The organism is Streptomyces sp. NEAU-W12, from assembly GCF_026242095.1.
Classification (GTDB): domain Bacteria; phylum Actinomycetota; class Actinomycetes; order Streptomycetales; family Streptomycetaceae; genus Streptomyces.
The window spans coordinates 1-24,890 of sequence record NZ_JAPJDM010000010.1; the positions used below are offsets into that span (position 1 = coordinate 1).

At 73.3% G+C, this 24,890-nt stretch carries 18 protein-coding genes; 7 read left to right on the top strand and 11 right to left on the bottom strand.

What is annotated here, in order from left to right:
* Positions 1–393: 393 nt before the first annotated feature.
* The 8 genes from ORI94_RS14015 to ORI94_RS14050 all read right to left on the bottom strand — a co-directional run bounded on the left by ORI94_RS14015 (position 394) and on the right by ORI94_RS14050 (position 10,978).
* Positions 394–1,602, bottom strand: coding sequence for an MFS transporter (locus ORI94_RS14015; protein ID WP_266075072.1), 1,209 nt, complete (start codon positions 1,600–1,602; stop codon positions 394–396).
* Between the two features lie 327 nt (positions 1,603–1,929).
* Positions 1,930–3,126 carry a Vms1/Ankzf1 family peptidyl-tRNA hydrolase gene (locus ORI94_RS14020; RefSeq protein ID WP_266075074.1) on the bottom strand — a complete coding sequence of 399 codons (1,197 nt, stop codon included), beginning with the start codon at positions 3,124–3,126 and terminating at the stop codon, positions 1,930–1,932.
* 198 nt (positions 3,127–3,324) lie between these two features.
* The gene (locus tag ORI94_RS14025) at positions 3,325–5,661 is read right to left on the bottom strand and encodes an FdhF/YdeP family oxidoreductase (protein ID WP_266075076.1); all 2,337 of its coding nucleotides are present in this window, start codon (positions 5,659–5,661) and stop codon (positions 3,325–3,327) included.
* A gap of 120 nt (positions 5,662–5,781) precedes the next feature.
* A complete protein-coding gene (locus tag ORI94_RS14030) occupies positions 5,782–6,309 on the bottom strand; it encodes an SRPBCC family protein (protein ID WP_266075078.1) in 528 nt (175 codons plus the stop codon).
* 501 nt (positions 6,310–6,810) lie between these two features.
* Positions 6,811–7,290 (bottom strand): NUDIX hydrolase, encoded by a 480-nt coding sequence (locus ORI94_RS14035; RefSeq protein WP_266075080.1) that lies wholly within the window; start codon positions 7,288–7,290, stop codon positions 6,811–6,813.
* A gap of 75 nt (positions 7,291–7,365) precedes the next feature.
* Positions 7,366–8,970, bottom strand: a complete 1,605-nt coding sequence (gene lnt, locus ORI94_RS14040) for an apolipoprotein N-acyltransferase (protein ID WP_266075082.1) — start codon at positions 8,968–8,970, stop codon at positions 7,366–7,368.
* Between the two features lie 576 nt (positions 8,971–9,546).
* Complete coding sequence (locus tag ORI94_RS14045; RefSeq protein ID WP_266075084.1) at positions 9,547–10,092, bottom strand: hypothetical protein; 546 nt, start codon at positions 10,090–10,092, stop codon at positions 9,547–9,549.
* A gap of 100 nt (positions 10,093–10,192) precedes the next feature.
* Positions 10,193–10,978: a glutamate racemase gene (locus tag ORI94_RS14050; RefSeq protein ID WP_266075086.1), complete on the bottom strand. Its 786-nt coding sequence runs from the start codon at positions 10,976–10,978 to the stop codon at positions 10,193–10,195.
* Between the two features lie 57 nt (positions 10,979–11,035).
* Between ORI94_RS14050 and ORI94_RS14055 the strand changes: the two genes are divergently transcribed.
* Positions 11,036–12,211 carry a glycosyltransferase gene (locus ORI94_RS14055; RefSeq protein ID WP_266075088.1) on the top strand — a complete coding sequence of 392 codons (1,176 nt, stop codon included), beginning with the start codon at positions 11,036–11,038 and terminating at the stop codon, positions 12,209–12,211.
* Positions 12,212–12,300: 89 nt separating this feature from the next.
* Here ORI94_RS14055 and ORI94_RS14060 read toward each other — a convergent pair whose 3' ends face one another.
* Positions 12,301–13,593 (bottom strand): TerD family protein, encoded by a 1,293-nt coding sequence (locus tag ORI94_RS14060; protein ID WP_266075535.1) that lies wholly within the window; start codon positions 13,591–13,593, stop codon positions 12,301–12,303.
* A 291-nt stretch (positions 13,594–13,884) separates the two neighbouring features.
* Here ORI94_RS14060 and ORI94_RS14065 point away from each other — a divergent pair, with 291 nt between their 5' ends.
* From ORI94_RS14065 to ORI94_RS14075, 3 genes are all read left to right on the top strand, one after another.
* Positions 13,885–14,316: a DUF6643 family protein gene (locus tag ORI94_RS14065; protein ID WP_266075090.1), complete on the top strand. Its 432-nt coding sequence runs from the start codon at positions 13,885–13,887 to the stop codon at positions 14,314–14,316.
* A gap of 123 nt (positions 14,317–14,439) precedes the next feature.
* Positions 14,440–15,264 carry an MOSC domain-containing protein gene (locus ORI94_RS14070; protein WP_266075092.1) on the top strand — a complete coding sequence of 275 codons (825 nt, stop codon included), beginning with the start codon at positions 14,440–14,442 and terminating at the stop codon, positions 15,262–15,264.
* 821 nt (positions 15,265–16,085) lie between these two features.
* On the top strand, positions 16,086–18,521 hold the full coding sequence (locus ORI94_RS14075) for a right-handed parallel beta-helix repeat-containing protein (RefSeq protein ID WP_266075094.1): 2,436 nt from the start codon (positions 16,086–16,088) through the stop codon (positions 18,519–18,521).
* A gap of 83 nt (positions 18,522–18,604) precedes the next feature.
* On the opposite strand, the gene ORI94_RS14080 is transcribed toward ORI94_RS14075, so the two are convergent.
* Positions 18,605–20,983, bottom strand: coding sequence for a hypothetical protein (locus ORI94_RS14080; protein WP_416237822.1), 2,379 nt, complete (start codon positions 20,981–20,983; stop codon positions 18,605–18,607).
* A 292-nt stretch (positions 20,984–21,275) separates the two neighbouring features.
* Between ORI94_RS14080 and ORI94_RS14085 the strand changes: the two genes are divergently transcribed.
* Positions 21,276–22,115: a DeoR/GlpR family DNA-binding transcription regulator gene (locus tag ORI94_RS14085; protein ID WP_266075096.1), complete on the top strand. Its 840-nt coding sequence runs from the start codon at positions 21,276–21,278 to the stop codon at positions 22,113–22,115.
* Positions 22,116–22,194: 79 nt separating this feature from the next.
* Here the strand turns inward: ORI94_RS14085 and ORI94_RS14090 are convergent, their stop codons facing one another.
* On the bottom strand, positions 22,195–23,346 hold the full coding sequence (locus tag ORI94_RS14090; RefSeq protein ID WP_323056054.1) for a PLP-dependent cysteine synthase family protein: 1,152 nt from the start codon (positions 23,344–23,346) through the stop codon (positions 22,195–22,197).
* Positions 23,347–23,696: 350 nt separating this feature from the next.
* Here ORI94_RS14090 and ORI94_RS14095 point away from each other — a divergent pair, with 350 nt between their 5' ends.
* Entirely contained in the window at positions 23,697–24,020 is a 324-nt protein-coding gene (locus tag ORI94_RS14095) for a hypothetical protein (protein WP_266075098.1), read from the top strand.
* A gap of 195 nt (positions 24,021–24,215) precedes the next feature.
* On the top strand, positions 24,216–24,761 hold the full coding sequence (locus ORI94_RS14100) for an ATP-binding protein (protein ID WP_266075100.1): 546 nt from the start codon (positions 24,216–24,218) through the stop codon (positions 24,759–24,761).
* Positions 24,762–24,890: the final 129 nt, after the last annotated feature.

Below are 24,890 nucleotides of genomic sequence, written 5' to 3' on the forward strand. Positions count from 1 at the left end.
CGATCGGGTGCGTCCCGACGCGCCCGGTGAGGAGAACTCCGACGCCGCGACGGAACGGATGGCGCAGTAACGCAGGCGCCTCTCCGGCCACGTCCACGACCTCGTCCACCCGCGCGTCACGCTCGGGACGGCCATGCCGCAGGCGCCGGCAGACCGGCCGGCCATGACCGAACGACCGGCCGGGAGACCCTGGACGGCGCGGCGCGAAGGGCCGGCACGGATCCACCGCCCCACGCGTTCCCGCACCGGACGCCCGAGCCGCACCTGAGCCTCGCGACGCTGCGCGGGCAACTCGTCCGGAGACGTCCGGCACCCTCCAGCCGACGCCTGGACACCGCGCCGGGCCCGCCCGCACTTCTGACGGGCCCGGCGGTTCGTCCTCTTCTCAGGTCGTCACGTGGCCGTACGCGCCTCCTGGTCGGCCACGGCCGGGCCTTCCATGATCACCTCGGAGGGCCGGCTGCCCCGGTCCATCAGGCCACCCGTGACGGCCAGACCGAGACCGGCCAGGGCAAGAGCCGCACCGGCCAGGCTGGGCGCGGCCCAGCCCCAGCCTGCCGAGATGACCAGGCCGCCGATCCAGGCCCCACCCGCGTTGGCCAGGTTGAACGCGGAGTGGTTGGAGGCCGCCGCCATCGTCGGAGCGTTCTTGGCCTTGGCCATGAGCAGCATCTGGACGGGCGTGGTGATGAGAGAGCCCATCGCGCCGATGAAGGTGATCGTCACCAGGGCGGGCACGACGCTGTGCACGGTGAAGTAGAACGCCACCAGTGCCGCGGCGAGCAGTGTCAGGCCCGCGTACAGCGTCGGCCGCAGGGCGCGGTCCGTGAGCGGACCCGCGATCAGCGTGCCGAGCGTCATGCCGACGCCGTAGAGCGCAAGGACCAGAGTGGTCGAGGAGTCCGACATTCGCGTCAGATTGGTCAGCATGGGCACCAGGTAGCTGTAGACGGCGAAGAATCCGCCGAACCCGACCACGGCGACGGCCATACCGATCACGACCTGCCTGTTTCCCATGGCCCGCAGCTCGGACCGGATGCCGGACTGCCGGCCACGCGGCTGGTGGGGGACGAAGCAGGCCAGCATGACGAGGGCGACGAGTCCGATGACGGTGACCGCCCAGTAGGCGGACCGCCAGCCCAGCTGCTGCCCGAGGGCCGTGCTCGCGGGTACGCCGACGATGTTGGCGACGGTGAGACCGAGGAACACCCTCGAGACGGCACGTGCCGCGCGCCCCGGGGCGACCAGTCGTGAGGCGACGACGGCACCCACGCCGAACAGCGCTCCGTGCGGCAGGCCCGCCAGGAACCGTGCGGCGAAGAGCAGGCCGAAGTCGGGAGCGAGCGCGGACGCCGCGTTGCCGACCACGAACAGTCCCGACAGGAGAAGCAGCAGTCGCTTGTGGGGCATGCGCGCACCGATGCCCGTCAGCAGGGGCGCGCCGACGACGACACCGAGCGCGTAGGCGGAGACGAGGTTGCCGGCGTGCGGCACGGACACGCCGATCCCGTCGGCGATCTGGGGCAGCAGCCCCATCGTGGCGAACTCGGTCGTGCCGATGGCGAACGCGACGACGGCCAGGGCCAGCAGAGCCAGCGGCATGGTACAGAACAACCTTTCGAAGGCAGCGGTGCGGAAGCGGAGCGGTACAGAAGCGGGGGGAGGCGGGGACGTCGTCGGCCCCTGGAACCAGAGCTGGTAAGGCTCTCGGCCCGTGGCAGTCGTTGCGAGTTCGAGCCGTGCGCCCGAATAACGGCTCCGTGAGGACTCCCTCGGACCGGTGGTCGTCCAAATAATTGATTGGTCATATATTGACACGCGGCAACGGCGACAACGTTGTCCACGGTCACACACCGCCCCACCCACGTTGCCGCCGCCCCGACGGGCGGCGGCAACGGTACGGAGGTCAGGGCCGGGCGCTGCTCCCGGTCACCGCGCGGTGGGCTCGTAGGTCCAGCGCAGCAGGGCACCGAGACCGCCCACCGGGATGTCGGCGTCCTCCCCCGTGCCTTCGACCGCCTCCGAAACGTCGGGAGCATCGGAAACGTTCCGAGGATCCAGTGGCGGAACAACCAGCACGTCGGCGGTCGTGACGGCGGCCGACCGCAGCAGCGCGTCGTCCGCGCGGGCGGAGACGGGATCGCTCTCGCCGAGGGTCTGCGCGTCGGTCCGGCGCACCGCCACCTGGTCGGGCTCCGCGCCCACCCACGTCTCACGGCCCAGATCCGGTCCGTCGGGCCTGATCAGCAGGGTGCCGATACGGTGCTCGCGTGCCGCCTCCACCACGGCCGGGACGCCCTCGACGGCGTCCGTGGGCCGGTCGGTGCCCACCCGCCCGGCGCGGAAGCGTTCCAGCGCCTCGTCCACGCGACGGCGGGTGTGCCGGCTCCGGGCCTGCTCGATGGCCTGCTCGAGTGCGGGTGAGGACGAGCCGGCGGCACGGCCTCCGTGCTCGGTCTCCACCGTCACCTCGCGGACGGCGTCGGAGAGCCTGTCGTACACCGCCGGCCGTTCGCGCGCGTCACCGACCAGCACGATCAGATCGGCGCCGGACTCCTCGTACACTCCGGTCAGCGCCTGTGCGATCTCACCGGCGTTGTGCTCCCAGGTGTTCTCGACCTTGAGCTGGAAGTGCCGCTCGGACCAGTCCGCCGTGGCCGTGCGGTGCATCGGCCACTGCCGGCCCTCCACCTGCCCGGCGTCCCGGGTGCGCCCGGCCGCCCCGCGCACCTCGAAGTCCGCGCCGGTCCGGTCGACGTACGCCACGAGGCATACGGGGTCCTGACCGGCCAGTTCCAGCAGCGGGGTCAGGCGGGGCAGAGGGGCCCAGGCCGCGATGTCCCGCTGCGGGGGCCGGGTGAGGCGGTGCCCGAGCACCACCTCGCCACCCGTGGCGAAGACGACCCGGCCCGCCGGGTCCTCCGCGGGGCTCATGCCCATCAGGTCGTCGTGGACCGCCTGTGCGGTCTCCTCGTCGGCACCGCTCTCCTCCAGCGTCCGGCAGGCTTCCCGTACGGACAGCTCGCGCCGCTTGGCACCCGACTCGTCGTTCTCCCCGGGGCCGAGGTAGACCGTCGCCCAGGGACCGGGACGGTCGAAAAGCGGCTCAAGGAATGACAGCTGCATGGTTCCTCCCCATACGTCCCAGTGGTTTCGGGGCCGAGTGCCCGAAGGCCGGCCGAGAACACCCGCGGTTGTGCACATTCCCCCGACCACGCTCGACGGCTTCGCACGGCGGAGCACTCCCGCCGCGCCGGTCGCGCCGTCGTCGTTGCGCCCTCCCCCTGACGGGGCCCCACCCGGAGGCCCGGCCGAGGGCCGGGGTCAGGACGAGCCTCCCTCTTCTCCCGCCGCCGTCGCACGCGCCGCCTCCCGGGGTTCCAGCCGCACCACGATCCCCTTCGAGGTCGGCGTGTTGCTCAGGTACGCCACGCTGTCCAGCGGCACCAGTACGTTGGCCTCCGGGTAGTAGGCAGCCGCACAGCCCCGTGAGGTCGGGTAGCCGACCACCCGGAAGTTCTCCGCCCGGCGTTCGGCACCGTCCTTCCAGACGCCGACCAGGTCGACCGACACGCCCTCTTCCAGGCCGAGTTCGCGCATGTCGTACCAGTTGACGAAGACGACGCGGCGGGAGCCGTGGATGCCTCGGTAACGGTCGTCGTCCGTGTACGGAACGGTGTTCCACTGGTCGTGGGAGCGCAGGCTCTGCAGGATCAGATGGCCGGGCGGGGCGGTCAGGGCCTCGAAGTCGTTGCGGCTGAAGAGGGCCTTGCCGACGGGTGTGGGGAAGACGCCCTCGTTGACCGGGTTGGACAGGCCGAAGCCGCCGGGGCGGCGGACGCGTGTGTTGAAGTCCTCGAAGCCGGGGACGACGCGGGAGATGTGGTCGCGGACGCAGTCGTAGTCGGTCTCGAAGCGTTCCCAGCGGACGGAGGCCTTGTCACCGAGGGTGCGGCGGGCCAGGCGGCTGAGGACGGCGACCTCACTGAGGAGGTGTGGGGAGGCCGGTTCGAGGACACCGCGGGAGGCGTGGATCTGGCTCATGGAGTCCTCGACGGTGACGAACTGCTCGCCGGTGGCCTGCACGTCCCGCTCGGTGCGGCCGAGGGTGGGCAGGATCAGGGCGGTCTCGCCGCACACGACGTGGGAGCGGTTGAGCTTGGTGGAGATGTGCGCGGTCAACCGGCAGTTGCGCATGGCGGCCTCACTGACCTCGCTGTCCGAGATGGCGCGGACGAAGTTCCCGGCCAGGCCGAGGAAGACCGTGGCACGGCCGTCGCGCATGGCCCGGACGGAGTCGACGGAGTCCCAGCCGTGCTCGCGGGGCGGCTCGAAGCGGAACTCGCGGGCGAGGGCGTCGAGGAAGTGGTCCGGCATCCGCTCCCAGATGCCCATGGTCCGGTCGCCCTGCACGTTGCTGTGACCTCGCACGGGACAGGCACCGGCGCCGGGCCGGCCGATGTTGCCGCGCAGCAGCAGGAAGTTGACCACCTCGCGGATGGTGGGCACGCCGTGCTTGTGCTGGGTCAGGCCCATCGCCCAGCAGACGATCACGCGCTTGCTCTCGAGGACCATGTCGCGCACTTCCTCGATCCGGGCGCGGGTCAGACCGGTGGCCTTCTCGACCTCGGGCCAGGAGACGGTGGCGCGCAGGTGCCGGGCGAACTCCTCGAAGCCCTCGGTCTGGGCGTTGACGAAGTCCCGGTCGAGGACGGTGCCGGGCGCGGCCTCCTCCGCCTCCAGGAGCAGGAGGTTGAGCGCCTGGAACAGGGCCAGGTCTCCGCCGATCCTGATGTGGAGGAAGCGGTCGGCGATCCGTGTGCCGCGACCGACGACGCCGCGGGGCCGCTGGGGCTGCTTGAAGCGGGCCAGGCCCGCCTCGGGCAGCGGGTTGACGGCGACGATCCTGCCTCCACGGCGCTTGCAGTTCTCCAGCGCGGACAGCATCCGGGGGTGGTTGGTGCCCGGGTTCTGGCCGACGACCAGAATGAGGTCGGCGTGGTGGATGTCACGCAGCGACACGTCGCCCTTGCCGGTGCCGAGGGTCTCGTTGAGCGCGGTGCCACTGGATTCGTGGCACATGTTGGAGCAGTCCGGCAGGTTGTTGGTGCCGAACGCGCGGGCGAAGAGCTGCAGGACGAACGCGGCCTCGTTACTGGCGCGGCCGGAGGTGTAGAAGATCGCCTCGTTCGGGGAGTCCAGCGCCTCCAGTTCGTCGGCGAGCAGGTCGAGGGCTGCACCCCAGCTGATCGGCTCGTAGTGGTCGGAGCCGGGCCGCTTGACCACGGGCCGGGTGAGGCGGCCCTGTTGGTTGAGCCACCGGTCGGACTTCCCGGCCAGCTCGCTGATCGGGTACCGGCGGAAGAAGTCAGCCGTGATACGGCGCGAGGTGGCTTCATCGTTGGTGTGCTTGGCGCCGTTCTCGCAGTACTCGTTCATGGGGCGGTGCCCCGGCTCGGGCTCGGGCCACGCACAGCCGGGGCAGTCGAAGCCGCGGACCTGGTTGAGGTTCAGCAGCGTGAGCCCCGTACGCCGGACCGACGTCTGGCCCAGGGAGTACTTCATCGCGTGGTACACCGCTGGTACGCCCGCGGCCCAGGTGTGGGGCGGGGTGACCTCAGGACGGTCGTCGGCCGGTTCCTCGCTCGGCGGCTTCTGCAACGTGATCCCTCCTCGCTCCGTGTCCTGCATCCCCTGACGCCGGTGCGGCCCCGTGGCCGTTCTGCCGGGTACGGGCCGGCCGGCCCGTTGATCCGGCCTGCCCGCCTGCCGGTCAGCCGGTCAGCCGGTGGGCCAGGTCGGCACATGGGGGCGGCTCCGGCCCTCGGTGGGCTGGACGTGGCCCTTGCTGATCTCGCCGCGCCAGGCGCCGGTCTCGCGGCCCTGCCCCTCGGTGAACTCCTTGAAGGCCGTCAGAGCGGTGTGGACCACACGGCGGGGAAGGCCGAGAGCGGTCGCCGCCCGCTTCAGGACTCCCCGGGACCGCAGGTCGACGCGCAGGGTCATCCGGCAGTGGCCGGCGTCGAGTGCCTCGAAGACCGCCGCGCCGGTGTGCCGGGGTTCGTCGAGGACCTTCCAGCGGACCAGCCGGTCCGGGACCTGTTCCACGATCTCCGCGTCGTACTCGTACGTCCTCGGGCCGAACCGGGTCACCCAGTGGGTCATCACCGCCTGGATCTGGTCGACACGTTTGACGCCGTCCAGGAAGCGGGGGAACGTCTTGAACTGCGTCCACTGGTTGTACGCCACATGGACCGGGACGTCGATGTCGACCGACTCTTCGATGGTGCTCATGGATTTCAGGACCATGCCCGTCTCCTCGCCGTCACCGGTGGTCGCGCAGCACGACACCGGGCGCGCTCACCCACGCTCGCACCATCGAGTCTCCGGTAAGAACCGTTTTATGCCGATCGATGGTCGGGCATACGGGTGGCCGGCGTGCACGGGTGGGACGGGGCGGAGGTCGCTGCCGGGCCCTTCACGGGACCGGGACGACCTCGGCGCTCCTGGGACGCCGAGAACCCCACGCCCGGTCCGCCCTCTCGAGGAAAGCCGCCCCGGCGTCGCGACTACGGAACCTTCCGCGGCCTGGTCAGCGAGCCGGCCGGGGCCTTCCGGGCGGACAAGGACGTCCATCGCCGGCCCGCCCTTCGAGAGGCTGCGCCCGGCCATCCGGCCAGCGCGCCGACCGCGTACCGGAACAGGTCCGGTACGTTGAAGGAGCCCGCCGGCGACCAGGGCGCGGGGCGCGGTCATGTCCTGGCCCCGGGCAGCGCCCCTGCTCCGCCCCGTGCGGTGGTGCCCCGCAGTTCAGCCGGAAGCAGTGGGGTCGAACCATGCGGGCGCGTCAGCCATGGCCTGCTTGATCCGGAAGCGCCCGAACTCGTTCAGCTCCGGCAGCGCGTCCACGTCGAACCAGGCGACGTCCAGCGATTCGTCGTCGTTGACGCGGGCCTCACCGCCGACGGCACGGCAGCGGAAGGTGATGTCCATGTACTGGCAGATGTCGCCGTTGTCGTACGTCACCGGCTCCAGTGCCTGGACCATCACGACCCGCTCGACGACGCAGCGCACCGCGGTCTCCTCCTCGACCTCGCGCACCGCGCAGGCCGCGGGCTGCTCCCCCGGGTCGGGGATGCCGCCGATCACCGACCACTTACCGGTGTCGGACCGGCGGTTCAGCAGCACTCTGCCCTCGTCGTCGAAGACGAGGGCGGTGACCCCGGGAAGCCAGAGCAGCTGGTGACCGGCCAAGAGGCGCAGGGTGCTGATGAAGTCAGGAGTAGCCATGCCCCAGACCCTAACGGGCAGGGCGGGCCGCTCCACGACGCTTCAGGTGGCGTCCGCCGGACGTACGACTGCGCGTCACCGGCGCGCCCGCCCGCGCACACCGGTGGCGACGGCCCACCCCAGACCGCCCGCGGCGACCAGGACGAGGGCGGTCTCGGGGAGGACGCCGAGGCGGGTGGCGGGCGTCAGCGAGGAGCGCAGCGGCACCTCCTGTACCAGGGAGTCGGCGACGAACATGCCGGTCCTTTGGCTGACCTCCCCGTCCGGCATGATGATCGCGCTGACGCCGCTGGTCACCGGAACGGTGACGGTGCGGCTGTGCTCGACGGCGCGGACCCTGGACATGGCGAGCTGCTGGTAGGTCATCTCGCTGCGGCCGAAGGTCGCGTTGTTGCTGGGTACGGAGATCAGCTGGGCGCCGTCGGTGACCGTGTCGCGCACCGCCCAGTCGAAGGCCGCCTCGTAGCAGGTGACGAGTCCGACGCCGGTGCCGGCCATGGTGAACACGCCCGGTTCGGTGCCCCGGCTGAAGTCCTGGCGGACCATCGACGTCCATTCGTCGTTGATCGCCCCGACCAGGGAACGCAGCGGGAGGTACTCGCCGAAGGGCTGGATCTGCCGCTTGTCGTAGCTGTCCACGGGGCCCTTGTCCGGGTCCCAGAGAACCTGCTCGTTGAGCAGCCTGCCGTCCTTGCCCACCACGGCGCCGACCGAGACCGGGGCGCCGATCGCCTGCGCCGCGCGGTCGATGACGGCACGCGCGTCGGCGTTGGCGAAGGGGTCGATGTCGGAGGAGTTCTCCGGCCACAGCACGATGTCGGGCGGCTCGGCCTCGCCCGCGTCGACGGCGGCGGCCAGACGCTCCGTCTCGCGCGCGTGGTGGTCGAGGACGGCACGCCGCTGGGCGTTGAAGTCGAGCCCCAGACGCGGCACGTTGCCCTGGACGACCGCGACGGTCGCCGTGCCGTCCTCGGCCGTGTCGCTCACCAGGGGCCGGGCGGCGACCGCGGCCACGAGGGGCGCCGCCACGCTCAGCACGCCGACGGCCGCCGCGACACGGCGCACGGTTGTGGTACGGCGGGCGTCCAGGACCACGCGCACGATCTCGTACAGGCCGAAGCCGCACAGGGCGACCGCGAAGCCGAGCACAGGGGTGCCCCCCAGCGCGGCGAGCGGCAGGAACACGCCGTCCGCCTGCCCGAACGCGATCTTGCCCCAGGGAAACCCGCTGAACGGCACACGCGCGCGTGCCGCCTCCCCGGCGGTCCAGAGCGCGGCGGCCCACACCGGCGCCCCGGGCAGCTTCGAGACCGCGGCGGCACCCGCACCGACCAGTGCGACGAAGACCGCCTCGATCACGGCGAGGGCGATCCACGGACCCGGCCCGACCTCCACACCGGTCCACACCAGCAGCGGCAGCAGGAAGCCCAGGCCGAAGAGGTATCCGAGGCCGAGCCCCGCCTTCCAGCTCCGTCCGCGCAGCAGCCGGCCGAGGACCGCGAAGGCGGGCAGCGCCAGCCACCACAGGGTGCGCGGCGGGAAGCTGACGTAGAGGAGCAGCCCGGAGAGTGCTGCCGCTGCGAACGGAACGAGGCGCACGAGCCGCCGGCGCCACGCGCCGGGTGCGGTCTGCGGGGGCATCGGGTCCGACTCGCCGACGGAGGTTGCGGTGACGGTCACTCCGCGAGTCTACGGCGACCGGCCCGGGCCCCGGCCGTGCCGCCGCCAGGGGGGCCGGGCCGGCCCGGACGGTCGCCGGGAACGCCGGGCCGGCCGAAGCACTGGGGGCAGGCCGGCCCCGCGCCGGGTGGAACTGTGGCGGACCGCGCTCGGGGTGGTGCGTCACGACGCGGGCCGGGGAGGGGGTCCGGGGTGCTTCGGGGAGTCGAGCACCCCGGCCGGCCGGACCGTGCTGTCCGACGGCCGGCCGCACTGGACCCCGTTCCGGCCGGCGGCCGGACAGGGCGTCGTCGGGGCGGCGCTGCCGGCGTCGGTCTTCGGCCGGGTGCCGGGTGCGCTGTGGCGCGGTGTGCGTGCCACGCCCGTGGCGCGTCGGAGGGTGCGGCGCTGACGGCCGTCGCGGCGGTCGCCGCCATGAGCGACGCGCTGGGCTTCACCGCGGCCCGGTGGGGGCGGGAGCACTCGCGGGACTCGCGACGGCCCGCCCGTCCGCTCGCCTCCGGTGCACCGGGGCGGCCGACGGACACTTCCGTGGGCGGGGTCCGGCTCGCACCGCGGCCGCCCCGGCGCGGTGGCTCAGCCCGCCGGGTCCGGCCGGTGCGGGTGGAGACGGTCACGGATGACGCTCACCGCCGCCTCCGCGTCGTCCACGGTGATCGTGAAGGTGTGTCCGTCCCACAGGCTCAGCGCGATGCCCTCGCCACGGCGCACGACGACCGCGGTGCCCTTCTCGGGCCGCCAGCGGTAGCCCCAGCCGCCCCAGTGCCGCGGTGTGACGTGCGGGACGAACTCGGCTCCGGCGACGTGCGACAGCGGGATGCGGCGGCGCGGCACTCCGATGTGGCCGCAGCGCACTTCCACGTTCTCCTCGTCGACCCGCAGCGCGACGTGCACGAAGGCGAGGGTGCCGAACAGGACCAGCAGTCCGGCCGCGATGCACCCGACGACGGCCATGGCCAGCGGCGCGGTGCCGTTCGACCAGGCCGAGTCGACGGCGAGCACGATGCCGAGCGCCATGCAGGCGGCACCGATCAGCGCCGGCAGCCACTGCATCCGGTTGGTCGCGCGACCGGTCCAGACGTGGGGGTACGGGGTGTGGGCGCCACGGGGCTGGTCCCTCATGCCCTCGAGGTTACTCACGTTTCGCCCCCCGGGTACCGCGTCGCCCGGCGTCACTGCGCCGACCGGGCGGGGGTGGGGCCGAGGTGTCGGGTGGCCGGGGTCACACCGCGGGGGTGACCTGCTGGAGCAGCCTGCCTTCCGCGTAGGTGAGGGCGGGCCGGGGCAGCGTGCCCTCGCGTCCGCTCAGCAGCACGGTGAGGGTGCCGGTCGCCGGGGTCCCGGGGGCGGGCCGCTCGCCGAGGCGGCGCATGGCCTGGGCGGCGACCGCTCCGGCGGAGCCGTGCAGGACGAGCGGCGGCAGGCCGGGGCGCTGCACCGCGGCCCGGATGCGTTCGGCGACCAGTTCGTAATGGGTGCAGCCCAGGACGACGGTCGTCACCTCGTCCGGGGTGAGCTCGGCGGCGGCGGCGACGGCGGCGGTGATCGCGCTCTCGTCCGCGCGTTCCACGGCCTCCGCGAGCCCCCAGCACGGCACCTCGGTGACGTCGACGCCGCCGGCGAATTCCCGGATCAGGTTTCGCTGGTACGGGCTGCCGGTCGTGGCGGGGGTCGCCCAGATCGCCAGCGGCCCGCCGCCGGCCGCAGCCGGCTTGATCGCCGGGACGGTGCCGACGACGGGCAGGACCGGTTCGAGGCGGGCGCGCAGGGCGGTGAGCGCGTGCACGGTCGCGGTGTTGCAGCCGACGATCAGGGCGTCGGGCCGGCGCGCGGCGGCCGCCTCGGCGACGGCGAGGGCGCGGGCGGTGAGGTCCTGAGGGGTCCTGGGCCCCCAGGGCATGCCGTCGGGGTCGAGGGAGAGGACGAGATCGGCGTCGGGGCGGAGGCGCCGTACCGCTGCGGTGGCCGCCAGCAGGCCGATTCCGGAGTCCATGAGCGCGATCTTCACCCGGTCACGATAGACGATGGGCCGTGTCCGGCCGCTCGTCCGGGGCAGACTGCGCACGTGAGCGCCCTTGCCTGGACCGCCGTCGTGTCCCTCGCCGCCTGGTTGTGGCTGCTGCTCGGACAGGGTTTCTTCTGGCGTACGGACGTCCGGCTCCCGTCCCGGCGGGAGCCGGAGTCGTGGCCGTCGGTGTGCGTGGTCGTTCCCGCGCGGGACGAGGCGGCGGTACTGCCCTTGAGCCTGCCGTCGCTGCTCGCCCAGGACTATCCCGGGCGTGCGGAGGTCTTCCTCGTCGACGACGGCAGTACGGACGGCACCGGGCGGCTCGCGCGTGAGCTGGCGGACCGGCACGGCGGGCTGGAGCTGACCGTGGGTTCGCCCGGTGAGCCGCCGGCCGGCTGGACCGGCAAGCTCTGGGCGGTGCGGCACGGGATCGGCCTGGCACGCGCGCGTGCGCCCGAGTACCTGCTGCTCACGGACGCCGACATCGCGCACGCGCCCTACAGCCTGCGCCGGTTGGTCGCGGCGGCCGGTACCGGCGGGTTCGACGTCGTCTCGCAGATGGCGCGGCTGCGCGTGGAAAGCGCCTGGGAGCGGATGATCGTGCCGGCGTTCGTGTACTTCTTCGCGCAGCTGTATCCGTTCCGCCGGATCGGGCGGGACGGGTCGCGGACGGCCGCGGCGGCCGGGGGCTGCGTGCTGCTGCGTGCGGAGGCGGCCGGGCGGGCGCGGATCCCGGACGCCGTCCGGCAGGCCGTCATCGACGACGTGGCGCTCGCGCGGGCGGTCAAGGCCTGCGGCGGACGGGTCTGGCTGGGGCTGGCGGACGGGGTGCACAGTGTGCGCCCCTACCCGCGGCTGGACGACCTGTGGCGCATGGTGTCGCGGAGCGCGTACGCGCAGCTGCGGCACAGCGCGGTGCTGCTGGCGGGTACGGTCGCGGGTCTCGCACTGGTGTACCTGGTGCCGCCGGTGACGGTGGTCGCGGGGCTGGCGACGGGGAGCACGCCGGCCGTGGCCGCCGGCGCGGCCGCCTGGCTGGTGATGGCGGGGACGTACGTTCCGATGCTGCGCTACTACCGGCAGCCGCTGTGGCTCGCTCCCCTGCTGCCGTTCACCGCGTTCCTGTACCTGCTGATGACGGTCGACTCGGCGGTGCGGCACCACCGCGGGCGGGGTGCGGCCTGGAAGGGCCGCACCTACCCGCGTCCGGGCGCCGTGCCCGACGAGGGCTGAACCGGCGGCCCGTCAGGTGTCACGAGGCGTCAGGACGTCTCATGCCCGGCCGGGGATCCCGTGCCGCCGGAGCCGCTGCCGGCCGGGGATCACTTGCGGCCGGGGGTCCAGTTCATGCCCCAGCCGTAGACGCGGTCGACGGTGCGCTGCGGACTGACGCCCCGCTCGGGCACCAGGTAGCGGGCCTCGCGCTGGACGACGAGGTCGCCGCCGGTGTTGGTGATGAGGGCGAGGGCGCACACCGTCGAGGGAACGGTGCACTCGTCGAGCGAGAAGTCGACCGCGGCGCCGTGCTGCGGCTGGAGGGTGACCGTGGCGTGCAGGTCGGCGAAGGAGCGGGCGCCCTCGTAGATGGTGACGAAGACGAGGATGCGGCGGAAGTACTGCTTGTGGTCGAGGCTGACGGTGAGGTTCTCGCCGGAGTCCACGGCGCCGGTGCGGTCGTCGCCGTCGAGGTGGATGAAGGGGGGCCGCCGCAGTGCCCCGTACGCGTTGCCGAGGGCCTGGACGGCTCCCTTGCTGCCGTCGCTGAGTTCGAACAGGGCGCACAGGTCGAGGTCGAGGTCGGCGTGCGTGGCGACCGGACGGCCCAGCTTGCCCGCCCAGCCGGAGAACTGTTTGCGCACCTGCCAGTTGAGGTTCACCCGCAGGGCGCCCGAGGTTCCGCCCTGTTTGGTCAGCGAGACGGAGGGGGCGGCCTTGGTGAGTGTCACCTTGGTGAGCCGCGCCGGCGACGCGGCCGGGGGCGCGGCCGAGGGGGGCGGGCCGGCCGGCCGGGGCGGCGGGGCGGTGACCGGGGGCTCCGGGGCCGGGGGCGTCGGGGCGACCGCCGGGGAGGCAGGGGCGGCGGGAACGGCACGCTGCGGCTCGTCGACGGTGATGCCGTAGTCGGTGGCCAGGCCCTCGAGTCCGCTGCTGTAGCCCTGTCCGACGGCGCGGAACTTCCAGGCGCCCTGGCGGCGGTAGAACTCGCCGAGCACGAAGGCGCTCTCGCTGGTGGCACCCGTGCTGTCGAAGCGGGCGGCGACGGCGCCCTGCGCGACGTCCTTGACCTCGATGTACAGGCCCGGGATCCGGTCGAAGGTGCCGCCGTCGCAGGAGGCCGCGAGGATCACCGTCTCGATGCCGGGCTCCACCCGCGCGAGGTCGACGAGGACGGTGTCGGTGACCTGCCCTCCGGCGTTCCGCTTGCCCTCGTGCCGGACGGCTCCGGAGGAGTGGGCGGGCTGGTTGTAGAAGACGAAGTCGCCGTCGGAGCGGACCTTGCCGCCGGCCAGCAGGAGCGCGGAGGCGTCCGCGTCGGGTACTCCGGGACCGGCGCGCCACCCCAGTTCCACGCGGAGTGCCGTGGTCGGCACCGGCGTGTTCGACCCCTTCGACATTGACATGTCCGCCCCCATCACGTGTCACCTCGCCGGGCGGTGCCCGGCATGCGTCGTGTTCCGTCCGCACAACCTAGTACCCGCGCACGGGAACTCCCACGGGGCGTGCGCGCAGAGGTCGATCACCGCAGGCAACCCCGCCGGAACTCGGCTTTTACCAGACAGTCACCCGAACGTACAGCCGTTTCATCCAAGTTCGCCCGGATTAGCTATCCCAGGGCACGACGGGCACGGAAAACAACCCTCTTATCGGTCTCCCCAACCAGCACATCGTGGGCTTAACTTATGGCCATGACCTCCCCCCGCTCCACTTATGGCGGCGGCTACTACTCCGCCTCCTTCCCGGACACTCCGATCTACGACTCGCTCGTGGCCGAGCGGGGCACCCCGCAGATCGCCCCGATCCGGGTCCCCTCCGCCTACGACGCGCCGGGCAGCCACCTGCCCGCGCTTCCCTCGGCGCTGCCCGCGCTCCCGGCGGCCCCTTCCCAGCCCGCCTACGGGTACCCGCAGGCGCAGCAGCCGGCGCCGCTCCAGCAGGCGTACTCGCCGTACATCCCGCAGCAGGCCACCGCACCGCGCGGTTACCCCGGCCCCCAGCCGCAGCAGCCGCGTCCCGCCACTCCCGGCGCGGGCTACGAGGCGATGCGCCCCGCGGCCCCGCGCCCGGTGCCGGCGCCGTACCAGGACCCGTACAACAACCAGCAGTACCGCGGGTACTGAGCGGTGTCCGGTGCTCGCCGAGTACCGGACACCGAGCCGTTCCGGACGATGAGCCCCGGGCCCTGAGCCGTCCCGCGGGCCGCAGCCCCCCAAGTCGTCGTCACCGGCTGGCACGATGACCCCATGGGGAACATGCTGCTGCACTCGCTTCACATCCATCCGGTCAAGGCCTTCCGGAGCCTGTCTCTCCCGGAGGTCGTCGTGGAGCCCTGGGGACCGGCCGGAGACCGGCGCTGGATGCTGATCGACGACGGGGGAAGGGTCGTCACACAACGCAGGCACCCGCGCCTCGCGCTGGCCGCTGCCGAGCCGCTGCCCGGCGGCGGTCTGCGGCTGTCCGCGCCCGGCAGGGCCCCGGTGGCAGTGGCCGTGCCGGCAGGCCCCGCCGAGCGGGCGGAGATCTTCCGCGACAAGATCCACGTGGTGCCGGCCGAGGACGACGCCGTGCACGCCTGGTGCAGCGCCTTCCTCGGCTCCGAGGTGCGTCTGGTGCACCTGGACGACCCCGCCACGCGCCGGCCGGTGGACCCGAGGTTCGCGCTGCCGGGCGAAACGGTCAGCCTCGCCGACGGCTATCCCCTGCTGCTCACCACGACCGCGTCCCTCGACGCCCTCAACGCCCTGGTCGCCGAGGGCGATCACGCGGGCGAAGGGCCCCTGCCCATGAACCGCTTCCGGCCGAACCTGGTGGTCGAGGGCACCACCGCCTGGGCCGAGGACACCTGGTCGCGCATCACGGTCGGCGAGGTCGCCTTCCGCGTCGCCAAACCCAGTGGCCGGTGTGTGGTGACGACCACCGACCAGCGCACCGCCGGGCGCGGCCGGGAACCCCTGCATTCGCTCGGCAGACACCGCCGGTTCGGCGGCAAGCTGGTGTTCGGGCAGAACCTGGTGCCCCTCGCGCCCGGCACGGTCCGGGTCGGCGATCCGGTCACGGTCCTCGCCTGACACACGTCCGGACGCCGCGGTGCCGTGCGGGCCCTGCGCGTGCGCGGGAACCGCGTCCCGGGTCCACCCGTCGGCCTTTCCGGGAGGTCGGCGGGGGCCCGGGGTGACGCCGGGGTGACCTCTCTCCACCGGCGCAACCCCGGGTGAACGGCCCCGTCGGGGGTACCACGGGACGGCCACGGAGGGGGAAGGGGGTGCGCCGGTGCGGTCGGCGAGCTCCGGCTCCGGCTCCGGCTCCGGCGGCACGATCCGCTGTGCCGTCCGGCCGACCTGGGACCTGTCCGAGCGCCGGCCGGCGCTCGTGGCGCCGGCGCCCGTTCTCGTCGCCGCTCCGCTCGTCGGTGCCCTCACCGGGGATGCCGCCGAACACGCCCTCCCCCGTGCCGCGTGCGAACAGCACACGGCGAGCCACCAGGTGCGGGCCACGGTGCCACGGGTTCTCGAGCACGCCCGTGCGGACACCGACCCGCGGCCGGGCAGGCACTCCCCCTGCGGACCGACGCCGCGTACCGGCGACGGCCCGCCCGCCGGACACCGCGCCGGCGACGACGCGTACCGTGCTCACCGGCTTCGGCGCACCCCCGCCCGGGGCGGCCCCGGTCGAGGGCGCGGGACGGCTGCTCCTTGGCGCCCGCTTCGTCCCCTGCGCGGTCCTGGACCGGGCAGGGGACGAAGCGGGCCCCGACCGGGGCAGGAGCGGCGCCGGAAGCCGACGGTCTTCCGCCTCTGGTCAATCCGGCGGCCGTGCGCACGCTACGGTGGTCCGGCCGAAGGAATCGACGACAAACCCGCGTACAACAAGGTGGGGGCACAGCTACGCCATGGCACAGGGCACGGTCCAGGTGACGCACACCGGCACATCGCGGTGGCGGCGCCGCACGGGTGAGTACGCGTCGCTCGCCGCCGCCCTGGAGGCCGCGGCCGAAGGCGACGTCCTCACCGTCGCTCCCGGCACCTACCGGGAGAATCTCGTCGTGGAGCGGGCGGTGACCCTTCGCGGTCCCGAGGGCTCGTCCGGATCGGTGCGCATCGCGCCCCTGGACGGGGTTCCGCTGACCGTACGCGCTTCGGCGGTGGTCCAGGACCTGCACGTGGAGGGGCAGGACGCGGCGGCGCCCGCCCTGCTGGTCGAGGACGGCACCCCGGAGCTGCGGGACATACGGGTGGTCACCCGGTCCGCGGCCGGCATCGAGGTGCGCGGCAGCGCCCGGCCGACGGTCCGCCGCTGCACGGTCGACAATCCGGCGGGGATCGGCATAGCCGTGCTCGACGGCGGGGGCGGAGTGTTCGAGGAGTGCGAGGTGGTCGCGGCGGGGCAGGCGGGCATCGCGGTGCGCGGGGGCGCCCGGCCCCGCCTTGAACGCTGCCGTGTGCACCATGCCGCGGGCTCGGGCCTGACCGCGACCGGGGACGAATCGGCGCTCGAGGCGGTGGGCTGCGAGGTCTACGAGGTGCGGGGCAGCGGGGTCCAGGTCACCGGCCGGGCGACCGCGCACCTCACCGACTGCGATGTGCACCGCACCACCGGCGACGGGGTCACCCTCGACACCGACGCGGTGCTGACGCTGGCCGACTGCCGCATTCACGACATCCCGGAGAACGCGGTCGACCTGCGGTCCCGCTCCGTGCTCACCATGACCCGCACCACCGTGCGGCAGTTCGGCCGCAACGGCCTGTCGGTGTGGGACCCGGGCACCCGCGCGGACGCCAACCAGTGCGAGATCTTCGACAGCACCGGCGACTATCCGGCGGTGTGGGTGAGCGACGGCGCCACCGTCGTCCTGGACTCGTGCCGGGTGCACGACGTGCCGGACGCCCTGTTCGTCCTCGACCGCGGTTCGCGCGCGGACGTGGTCGACAGCGACCTGTCGCAGGTGCGCAACACCGCCGTGTCGGTGAGCGACGGCGCCACCGCCCAGCTCGACGACTGCCGGATCCGGGAGGCGGCCACGGGAGCCTGGTTCCGGGACCACGGCAGCGGCGGCACCCTCAGCAGCTGCACCCTGGACGGGATGCAGACCGGCGTGATCGTCACCAAGGGCGCCGACCCGACCGTCGAGCGCTGCACCATCGCCTCCCCGGCGGAGGCCGGTGTCTACGTCTCGGCCGGCGGCCGGGGCAGCTTCCTCGACTGCCGGGTCACGGGCAGCGGCGGCTACGGCTTCCACGTGATAGACGGCAGCCGGACGACGCTGCGCAAGTGCCGCACGGAACGCTGCGCGCGCGGCGGGTACGAGTTCGCCGAGAGCGGCGCGGCCGCCGGCGCGGGAGGTCCGCTGGTGGAGGACTGCACCAGCGACGAGAGCGGCAGCCTCACGTCGCCGGCGGCACCGGAGCCGGTCGTGCAGACCACCGGCCACTCCCCCGGCCTGCTCGGCGCCCTGCCCGGGCAGCCGGCCGAGCGGACGCCGCCCGAGCCGGCCACCGGGCCGGAGGAGAAGGAGACGCGTCCGTCGAGGACCGTGCTCGGCGAACTCGACGCGCTGGTGGGCCTGGAGAGCGTCAAGCGGGAGGTGCGGGCCCTCACCGACATGATCGAAGTGGGCCGGCGTCGGCAGCAGGCGGGGCTGAAGGCCGCGTCCGTCAAGCGTCACCTGGTCTTCACGGGCTCCCCGGGCACCGGCAAGACCACGGTCGCGCGGCTGTACGGCGAGATCCTCGCCTCCCTCGACGTGCTGGAGAAGGGGCACCTGGTCGAGGTCTCGCGCGTGGATCTGGTCGGCGAGCACATCGGATCCACGGCGATCCGTACCCAGGAGGCGTTCGAGAAGGCGCGCGGCGGCGTGCTGTTCATCGACGAGGCCTACGCGCTCTCCCCCGAGGACTCCGGGCGTGACTTCGGCAAGGAGGCCATCGACACGCTCGTGAAGCTGATGGAGGATCACCGGGACGCGGTCGTGGTGATCGTCGCGGGGTACACCGCCGAGATGGAGCGGTTCCTGTCCGTCAACCCGGGTGTGGCGTCCCGTTTCTCACGGACCATCACCTTCGGCGACTACGGGGCCGGGGAGCTGTTGCGGATCGTGGAGCAGCAGGCCGAGGAGCACGAGTACCGGCTGGCCCCGGGTGCCTCGGAGGGCCTGCTGAAGTACTTCACGGAGATTCCCAAGGGCCCCGCCTTCGGCAACGGCCGCACCGCGCGGCAGACGTTCGAGGCGATGGTGGAGCGGCACGCGAGCCGGGTCGCCCAGCTGCCGGAGCCGAGCACGGACGACCTGACCCTGCTCTACGCCGACGATCTGCCCGAGCTGTCCTGACCCAGGGCCCGTCGCGCCCGGCATGCGGGTCTTTCGCACCAGGCCCTGGCCGGGGCGCGGGCGCGTCACTGCTCCCTGGCCCCTCACCCGGCGGGGGCCCCTGAGCCGGTGCGGGCGCCGTCGCCGGGCTCCTGGGGGTGCCGCGGTGCGGGGACGTCCGGCCGCAGCCGGGCGAGCAGCTGTCGGCGTTCCTCCGCGAAGGCCGGGTCCGCCTGGTAGTCGGAGTGGCCGAGGATCGGCGTGGGCAGCGGGTGGCTCTCGGTGCGGCCGTACGCCAGCGGGTCCTTGAGCGGGGGACGGTCCACCTCGGGGCCACGGCCGCCGGGCAGCCGCACCGGGCCGCCGATGGGATCGGTGCGGCGGTGGAGGTTGCGCCAGCAGTCGACCTCCTGGTGCAGTGCGCCGAGCGCGTCCGTTCCGAAGTGGGCGGGGAACCAGCGGCCGTACAACCGCTCCAGCGGGGACCCGTAGGTGAGCAGGGCGACGCGCCCCCGGGTGGACGGGGTGAGCTGCCAGGCCGCGGCGGCGGCGAGGACGCTGCCCTGGGAGTGGCCGGAGAGCACCAGACGTCCGCCGGTGGCCCGCGTCCAGGTCTCGATCCGCCAGGTCAGGTCGGGCACCGCGCGTTCGGCATAGCAGGGCGGGGCGAAGGGATGGGCGGCGCGCGGCCAGAAGGTGCCGACGTCCCACAGGATGCCGATCGTGCGCCGCGCGGAGGAGTCCTTGTAGGCGCGCCGGCCCCAGGTGACGAACAGTACGAAGCCGAGTCCGATCAGCCAGGAGCCCAGCGCCTGCGCCGTCTCGGCGGCACCGTGGACGACGGCGTAGGTTCCCTGTGCGGCCTCGCCGGGCGTGCGGCCGGTGGTCAGGGAGCCGGCGAGGGCGCCCGCGCCCAGCAGCAGGGTCGCGGCGGAGGTGACGGCTACGATGCGGGGCCCCCGGTCGGTGAGGGAGGCCATGGCCCGGGCGTTGGCGATCCGCCGGGTGCGGGCGGGGTCGCCGGTCTCGTCCGGGAACTCGCGTGCCACGGCGGCGCGCTCGTCGCGGGCGATGTGCCAGGCCCGCCGGGCCAGCCAGCAGCAGAGCCCGAGGATCAGGACGAGCAGCGGCGGGATCACGGACGCCTGCCAGGTCAGGACCACCGGCGGCCCCGGGATCGACGTCCCGGTGCCGTCCAGCCAGTCGGCGACGCGCTGGGCCACGCCGCCGGACATCACGCCGCCCAGCGCACAGGCCAGCATCGCGACGGCCGGCCCGGCCAGGCCCCGCATGGCGGCGCGCCGGTCGGGGGCGCCGCGGTGCAGGGCGTGGGCGACGCCGGCGAGGACGGTCACGAGCAGGCCCTGGGCGAGGGTGATCACGCCGAAGGTCGTGTCGCCGGGCAGCCGGCCGGCCGATTCCCAGCCGGGGCGGCGCCATCCGGCGTACAGGAGGGTGAGGGCGAGCAGGAGGAGCGCGGCGAGGGGCAGCAGACGCAGCAGGCGTGCGTCGAGGGCGTCGTCCAGGCGGCGGTCGGTACGGCCGCGGCGGCAGACCACCCACACCACGACGGCCGCGGCGGCGAGCAGGGACGCCTGCAGGAGCGGGCCGAGGACGGCCAGGGTCTCGGATCCGCCCGGTGCGCGGTCGTGCCGGGCGGCCGCGGGGGCGAGTGCGAAGGCGACGGTGAGCAGTCCGGCGGCGGTGTGCGCGGCGCGCAGTCGGGCGACCAGGCGCCGGCCGTACCAGAAACCGGGCCGGCCCAGCGCGACGGGGCCGTCGTCCTCGGGCGCGGTCTCGTGGGTCATCGGCTGCTGGGACTCGTACGCGCTCCAGGTGCGCAGGGACAGGTACCACAGCAGCCCGGTCAGGGCGGCGGGTACCAGGGCGGCGAGGGCGAGCCGGCGTCCCGGCTCGCTCCACCAGCCGCCGTCGGAGGCCTCGGGCGAGAGGAAGCCGAGCCAGGAGTGCCGGTCGGCGCACGCCCGTGTACCCGCGCACTGCCAGGCCGCCAGGTCGAGGGCGACCTCGCACGCCGCCGCGACGAGGAGCACCGTCAGGCTCAGTCCGGCGAGCCGCACCAGCAGTCCGTACAGCCGGGTGAGGCGTCTGCGGCCGCGGGCCGTCGGGCGCATCCAGTGGGCGAGGTTGACCACCATGAAGGGCAGCAGTAACAGCCACAGGGCGCGGGTGCCGTTCCCGGAGGTGAGGTTGCACCAGACGTAGGCCTCGGGGACCGGTTCCTCCCGGTGGCCGGCGGGTCCGTGCTCCGCCCGGACGTCGTCGGCGCGCCGGAACACGGCGGCGACGTCGTCGCCGGTGATCCGCACGGTGCGCGGGTCGTTCAGCATGTCCTTCGGAGTGGCACCGCCCACCCCGTGGACCAGGAGTTCCAGGGCGGTTCCCGAGTCCTTCGGCCCCTCGGCGGGGCCGCCCACGGTCTCGCCCCGCTCGGCGGGTCTGCCTTCCTGCGCACGCTCCACTGCTTCGCACTTCCCCCCGGTGACACCTCGTCGGATCCGTCCGTGCGGGCAACAGGATCCCCTCATCCTGAGCGGCTGGCACCCCTCCTCACGGAACTTCCCCGAGCCGGGTGACGAACGGGCGGCCCGCGGGAGCGTAATGGCATGCGCGCGACGAATCACCGGGTGCGCCGCGCTTGCCCCGGCATGCGAGGATGGGACGCCGACGCACCGGCGGCGGGCGGAACGTGCCCGTCGGACCGGGTGCGCGGGGCGTGTCGGACGGCTTGGCGGCGAAAGGACCGGAGCGTACGTGAGCGAGAATCAGAACCTCCTCGCGGAGCAGCGGCGCGCCCTGATCCTCGACGAGGTCCGGCGCCGCGGCGGAGTCCGGGTGAACGAACTGACCCGCAAGCTCGGCGTGTCGGACATGACGGTCCGCCGCGATCTCGACGCCCTCGCCCGTCAGGGCGTGCTGGAGAAGGTGCACGGCGGCGCGGTCCCGCTGGTCGAGGCCAGCACCCATGAGCCCGGCTTCGAGGCCAAGTCCGGTCTGGAGCTGAGCGCGAAGGACGACATCGCGCGGGCGGCGGCCGAACTGGTCTCCCCGGGCGCGGCGATCGCCCTCTCGGGCGGTACGACGACGTACGCACTGGCGAATCAGCTGCTGGACGTGCCCGACCTCACCGTGGTCACCAACTCGGTGCGGGTGGCGGACGTCTTCCACGCGGCGCAGCGCACCTCGGGGCCCCGGCAGGGCGCGGCCACGGTCGTTCTGACCGGCGGTGTGCGTACGCCGTCCGACTCACTGGTGGGGCCGGTGGCCGACCAGGCGATCGCGATGCTCCACTTCGATCTGCTGTTCCTCGGCGTGCACGGGATATCGGTCGAGGCCGGGCTGTCGACTCCGAATCTCGCCGAGGCCGAGACGAACCGGCGTCTGGTGCAGTCGGCGCGGCGGGTGGTCGTGGTCGCCGACCACACCAAGTGGGGCACGGTGGGCTTGAGTTCGTTCGCCTCCCTGGACCAGGTGGACACGCTGGTCACGGACTTCGGACTGCCGGCCGGGGCCCGCGGTGAGATCTCCGAGCACCTGCCGCGGCTGGTCGTGGCGGGCGAGCCCGAGGAGCCGGCGGAGCCCTCGGACGACTGACCCGCCTCCGGCACTCGCTCGAGGTCACGCGACCGTGGGCGGAGGGGCGGCGGCCGTCGGTCCGGACGGGCTCCCGCGGTCAGTCGGGCCAGGCTCCCGTCCGCAGCAGCGTCCCGATCGTCGCCGCGTACGGGGCGATGTCCAGGCCCTGATCGGCCAGCCAGGTGTCCGAGTAGTACTTGTCGAGGTAGCGGTCCCCCGGGTCGCACAGCAGCGTCACCACACTCCCCTGCCGCCCCTCTGCCACCATCTCCGCGACGATCTTCAGCGCGCTCCACAGCCCCGTACCGGTGGAGCCGCCCGCCTTGCGGCCGATCGCCTGCTCGAGAGCCCGTACGGCGGCGACGGCGGCCGCGTCGGGGACCTTCATCATCCGGTCGATAGCGCCGGGCACGAAGCTCGGTTCCATCCGGGGCCGGCCGATGCCCTCGATGCGGGAGCCGCGGTCGCAGGTGACGTCCGGATCGCCGGTGGTCCAGCCTTCGAAGAAGCAGGAGTTCTCGGGGTCTGCGACGCAGATGCGGGTGTCGTACTGCATGTAGTGGACGTAGCGGGCGAGGGTCGCCGAGGTGCCGCCGGTGCCGGCCGTGGCGACGATCCAGGCGGGTTCCGGATGGGGTTCCAGCTTCAGCTGGCGGAAGGTGGATTCGGCGATGTTGTTGTTTCCCCGCCAGTCCGTGGCGCGTTCGGCGTAGGTGAACTGGTCCATGTAGTGGCCGCCGGTCTCCGCCGCGAGCACGGCCGACGCCTCGTACATGGTGCGCGGGTCGTCCACGAAGTGGCACCGGCCGCCGTGGAACTCGATCAGGCGGCACTTCTCGGCACTCGTCGTGCGCGGCATGACCGCGATGAAGGGCACCCCGATCAGCTTCGCGAAGTACGCCTCGGACACGGCGGTCGAACCGCTGGACGCCTCGATCACCGGGCGGCCCGGGCGGATCCAGCCATTGCACAGTCCGTAGAGGAAGAGCGAGCGGGCGAGCCGGTGCTTGAGGCTGCCGGTCGGGTGCGTCGACTCGTCCTTGAGGTAGAGGTGCACGCCCCACCGCTCGGGCAGCGGGAAGCGCAGCAGGTGGGTGTCGGCCGACCGGTTGGCGTCGGCCTGGACCCTGCGCACGGCTTCTTTCAGCCAGTCGCGGTAGCCGGAGTCGCTGCGGTCGGCGTCGAGCGTGAGACCGCCCGGGGGCCGCGGGGACGGCGGGGACGGCGGGGACGACTGGAAAGTGCTCACGACAAGGCTCCTTACGCTGGGCGCCGACGGCGTCCAGCGCGGCCGGCACACCGATCATAGGACCCTGTGAACCACCTCTCACCTGCATAAACACCCCTTTGGGCAGCTCAAAGGAAGCCCTGGGGCCTGCCCGGGCGCCCCTCCCCGGCACCTGGCAGGGGGCCGGGGGCGCATTCGCGCGAGTGCTTCGGACGCCCCCGGGAAGAGGGGTGCGCGTACTGGTGCTCGACGGCGGGGGCGGGCAGACTGCCCGCGGAGCAAGGTCCCGGACGGGGGGACACACTGGACCAGCACACGATCCGGCCCGCGGAGCACGGTCCGGTACACCGACGCGCACGAGGGGGCAGGGCATGGCCGAGCCGGAGTTCACGGCCAGGGGCGTGCGGATCGGCAGACGGCTGCGGTCACTCACCCGGGCCGGGCAGGTCCGGATCAGCGACGGCAGGCTCGAGCTGCTCACCAGCTACGGAAGCGAGATCGACAGCGCACCGGTGCAGGCCGTGCGTGCCTCCCGCCCCTGGTTCGCCCCGGGAGACCGCGCCCTGGCCGACCTCAACGGCCATCGGTACCTGCTGACCCTGGGCGACCACGACCCGGCGCCGGGCGAGCCGGGGCCGCCCGCGGCGCGCCGCTTCGTCGAAGCCGTACGCCGGGCATCGGGGCGCGGCGCCTGAGATGCCCGCGAGTTGCGCCGCCCCAGCCCCTGCGTCACGCTGTTCTCACGTCACTCTGGGTTTACCGGCGATAACGCTGCGAACCAGCCCGCCGGCCACGACAGCAGGCGGCCACGCCACGCAGGCACCCTGCTGGATCCGTACTCCGTGTTCTTCCGGACGCCCGTCCGGGCCTGACACCGGGGAGTCGCAGCTGTGATCACTCACCCAAGCAGACACTGCACGGTGGAGCTCCAGGCTCTGCCGCCAAGGATCGGCCAGGTCCGCAGAATCGTATCTGCGCAATTGCGTTACTGGCATATGGACACCTTGATAGACCGGGCCTCGCTCGGTGTGACGGAGCTGTTGTCCAACGTCCACCGGCACGCCCGGCCCGACAAGACCTGCACGGTCGAGCTGGAGGTGCTGCTCGACCGGCTCAAGGTCTCGGTGCACGACCACGACCCGCGGTTGCCGGTCCTCGGGGACGCCGCTCCGCTCGCCACCTGTGGGCGCGGGCTCGCGATGGTGGCCGCGATGAGCGAGAGCTGGGGCGCCCTGCCGGACGGCGAGTCCGGCAAGGTCGTGTGGTTCACGCTGCCGGTCCCCTCCGCGGCTCCCGTCGTGGACTGGGACCGGTATCCGAGGATCACCGCCCCCGAGCACGCCGCGCACCGGTTCGCGGACGTCACGCTCGTCGAGCACGCCGTCGAGAGCCACCGGCCCGAACCTGCTCCCGCCCGGTCCGCCGTCGCCGGCTGACCGGGCGGTGGCCTCCTCCCGTACGGAAGGCCTCGCTCGGAGGGCGTGCCGCGCCGCCCTTGCCGTGCCGGCCGGACTCCTCGTCCGGTACGCACAGCCGACGCCCGTACCCGTCCTCGTCGATCGCCT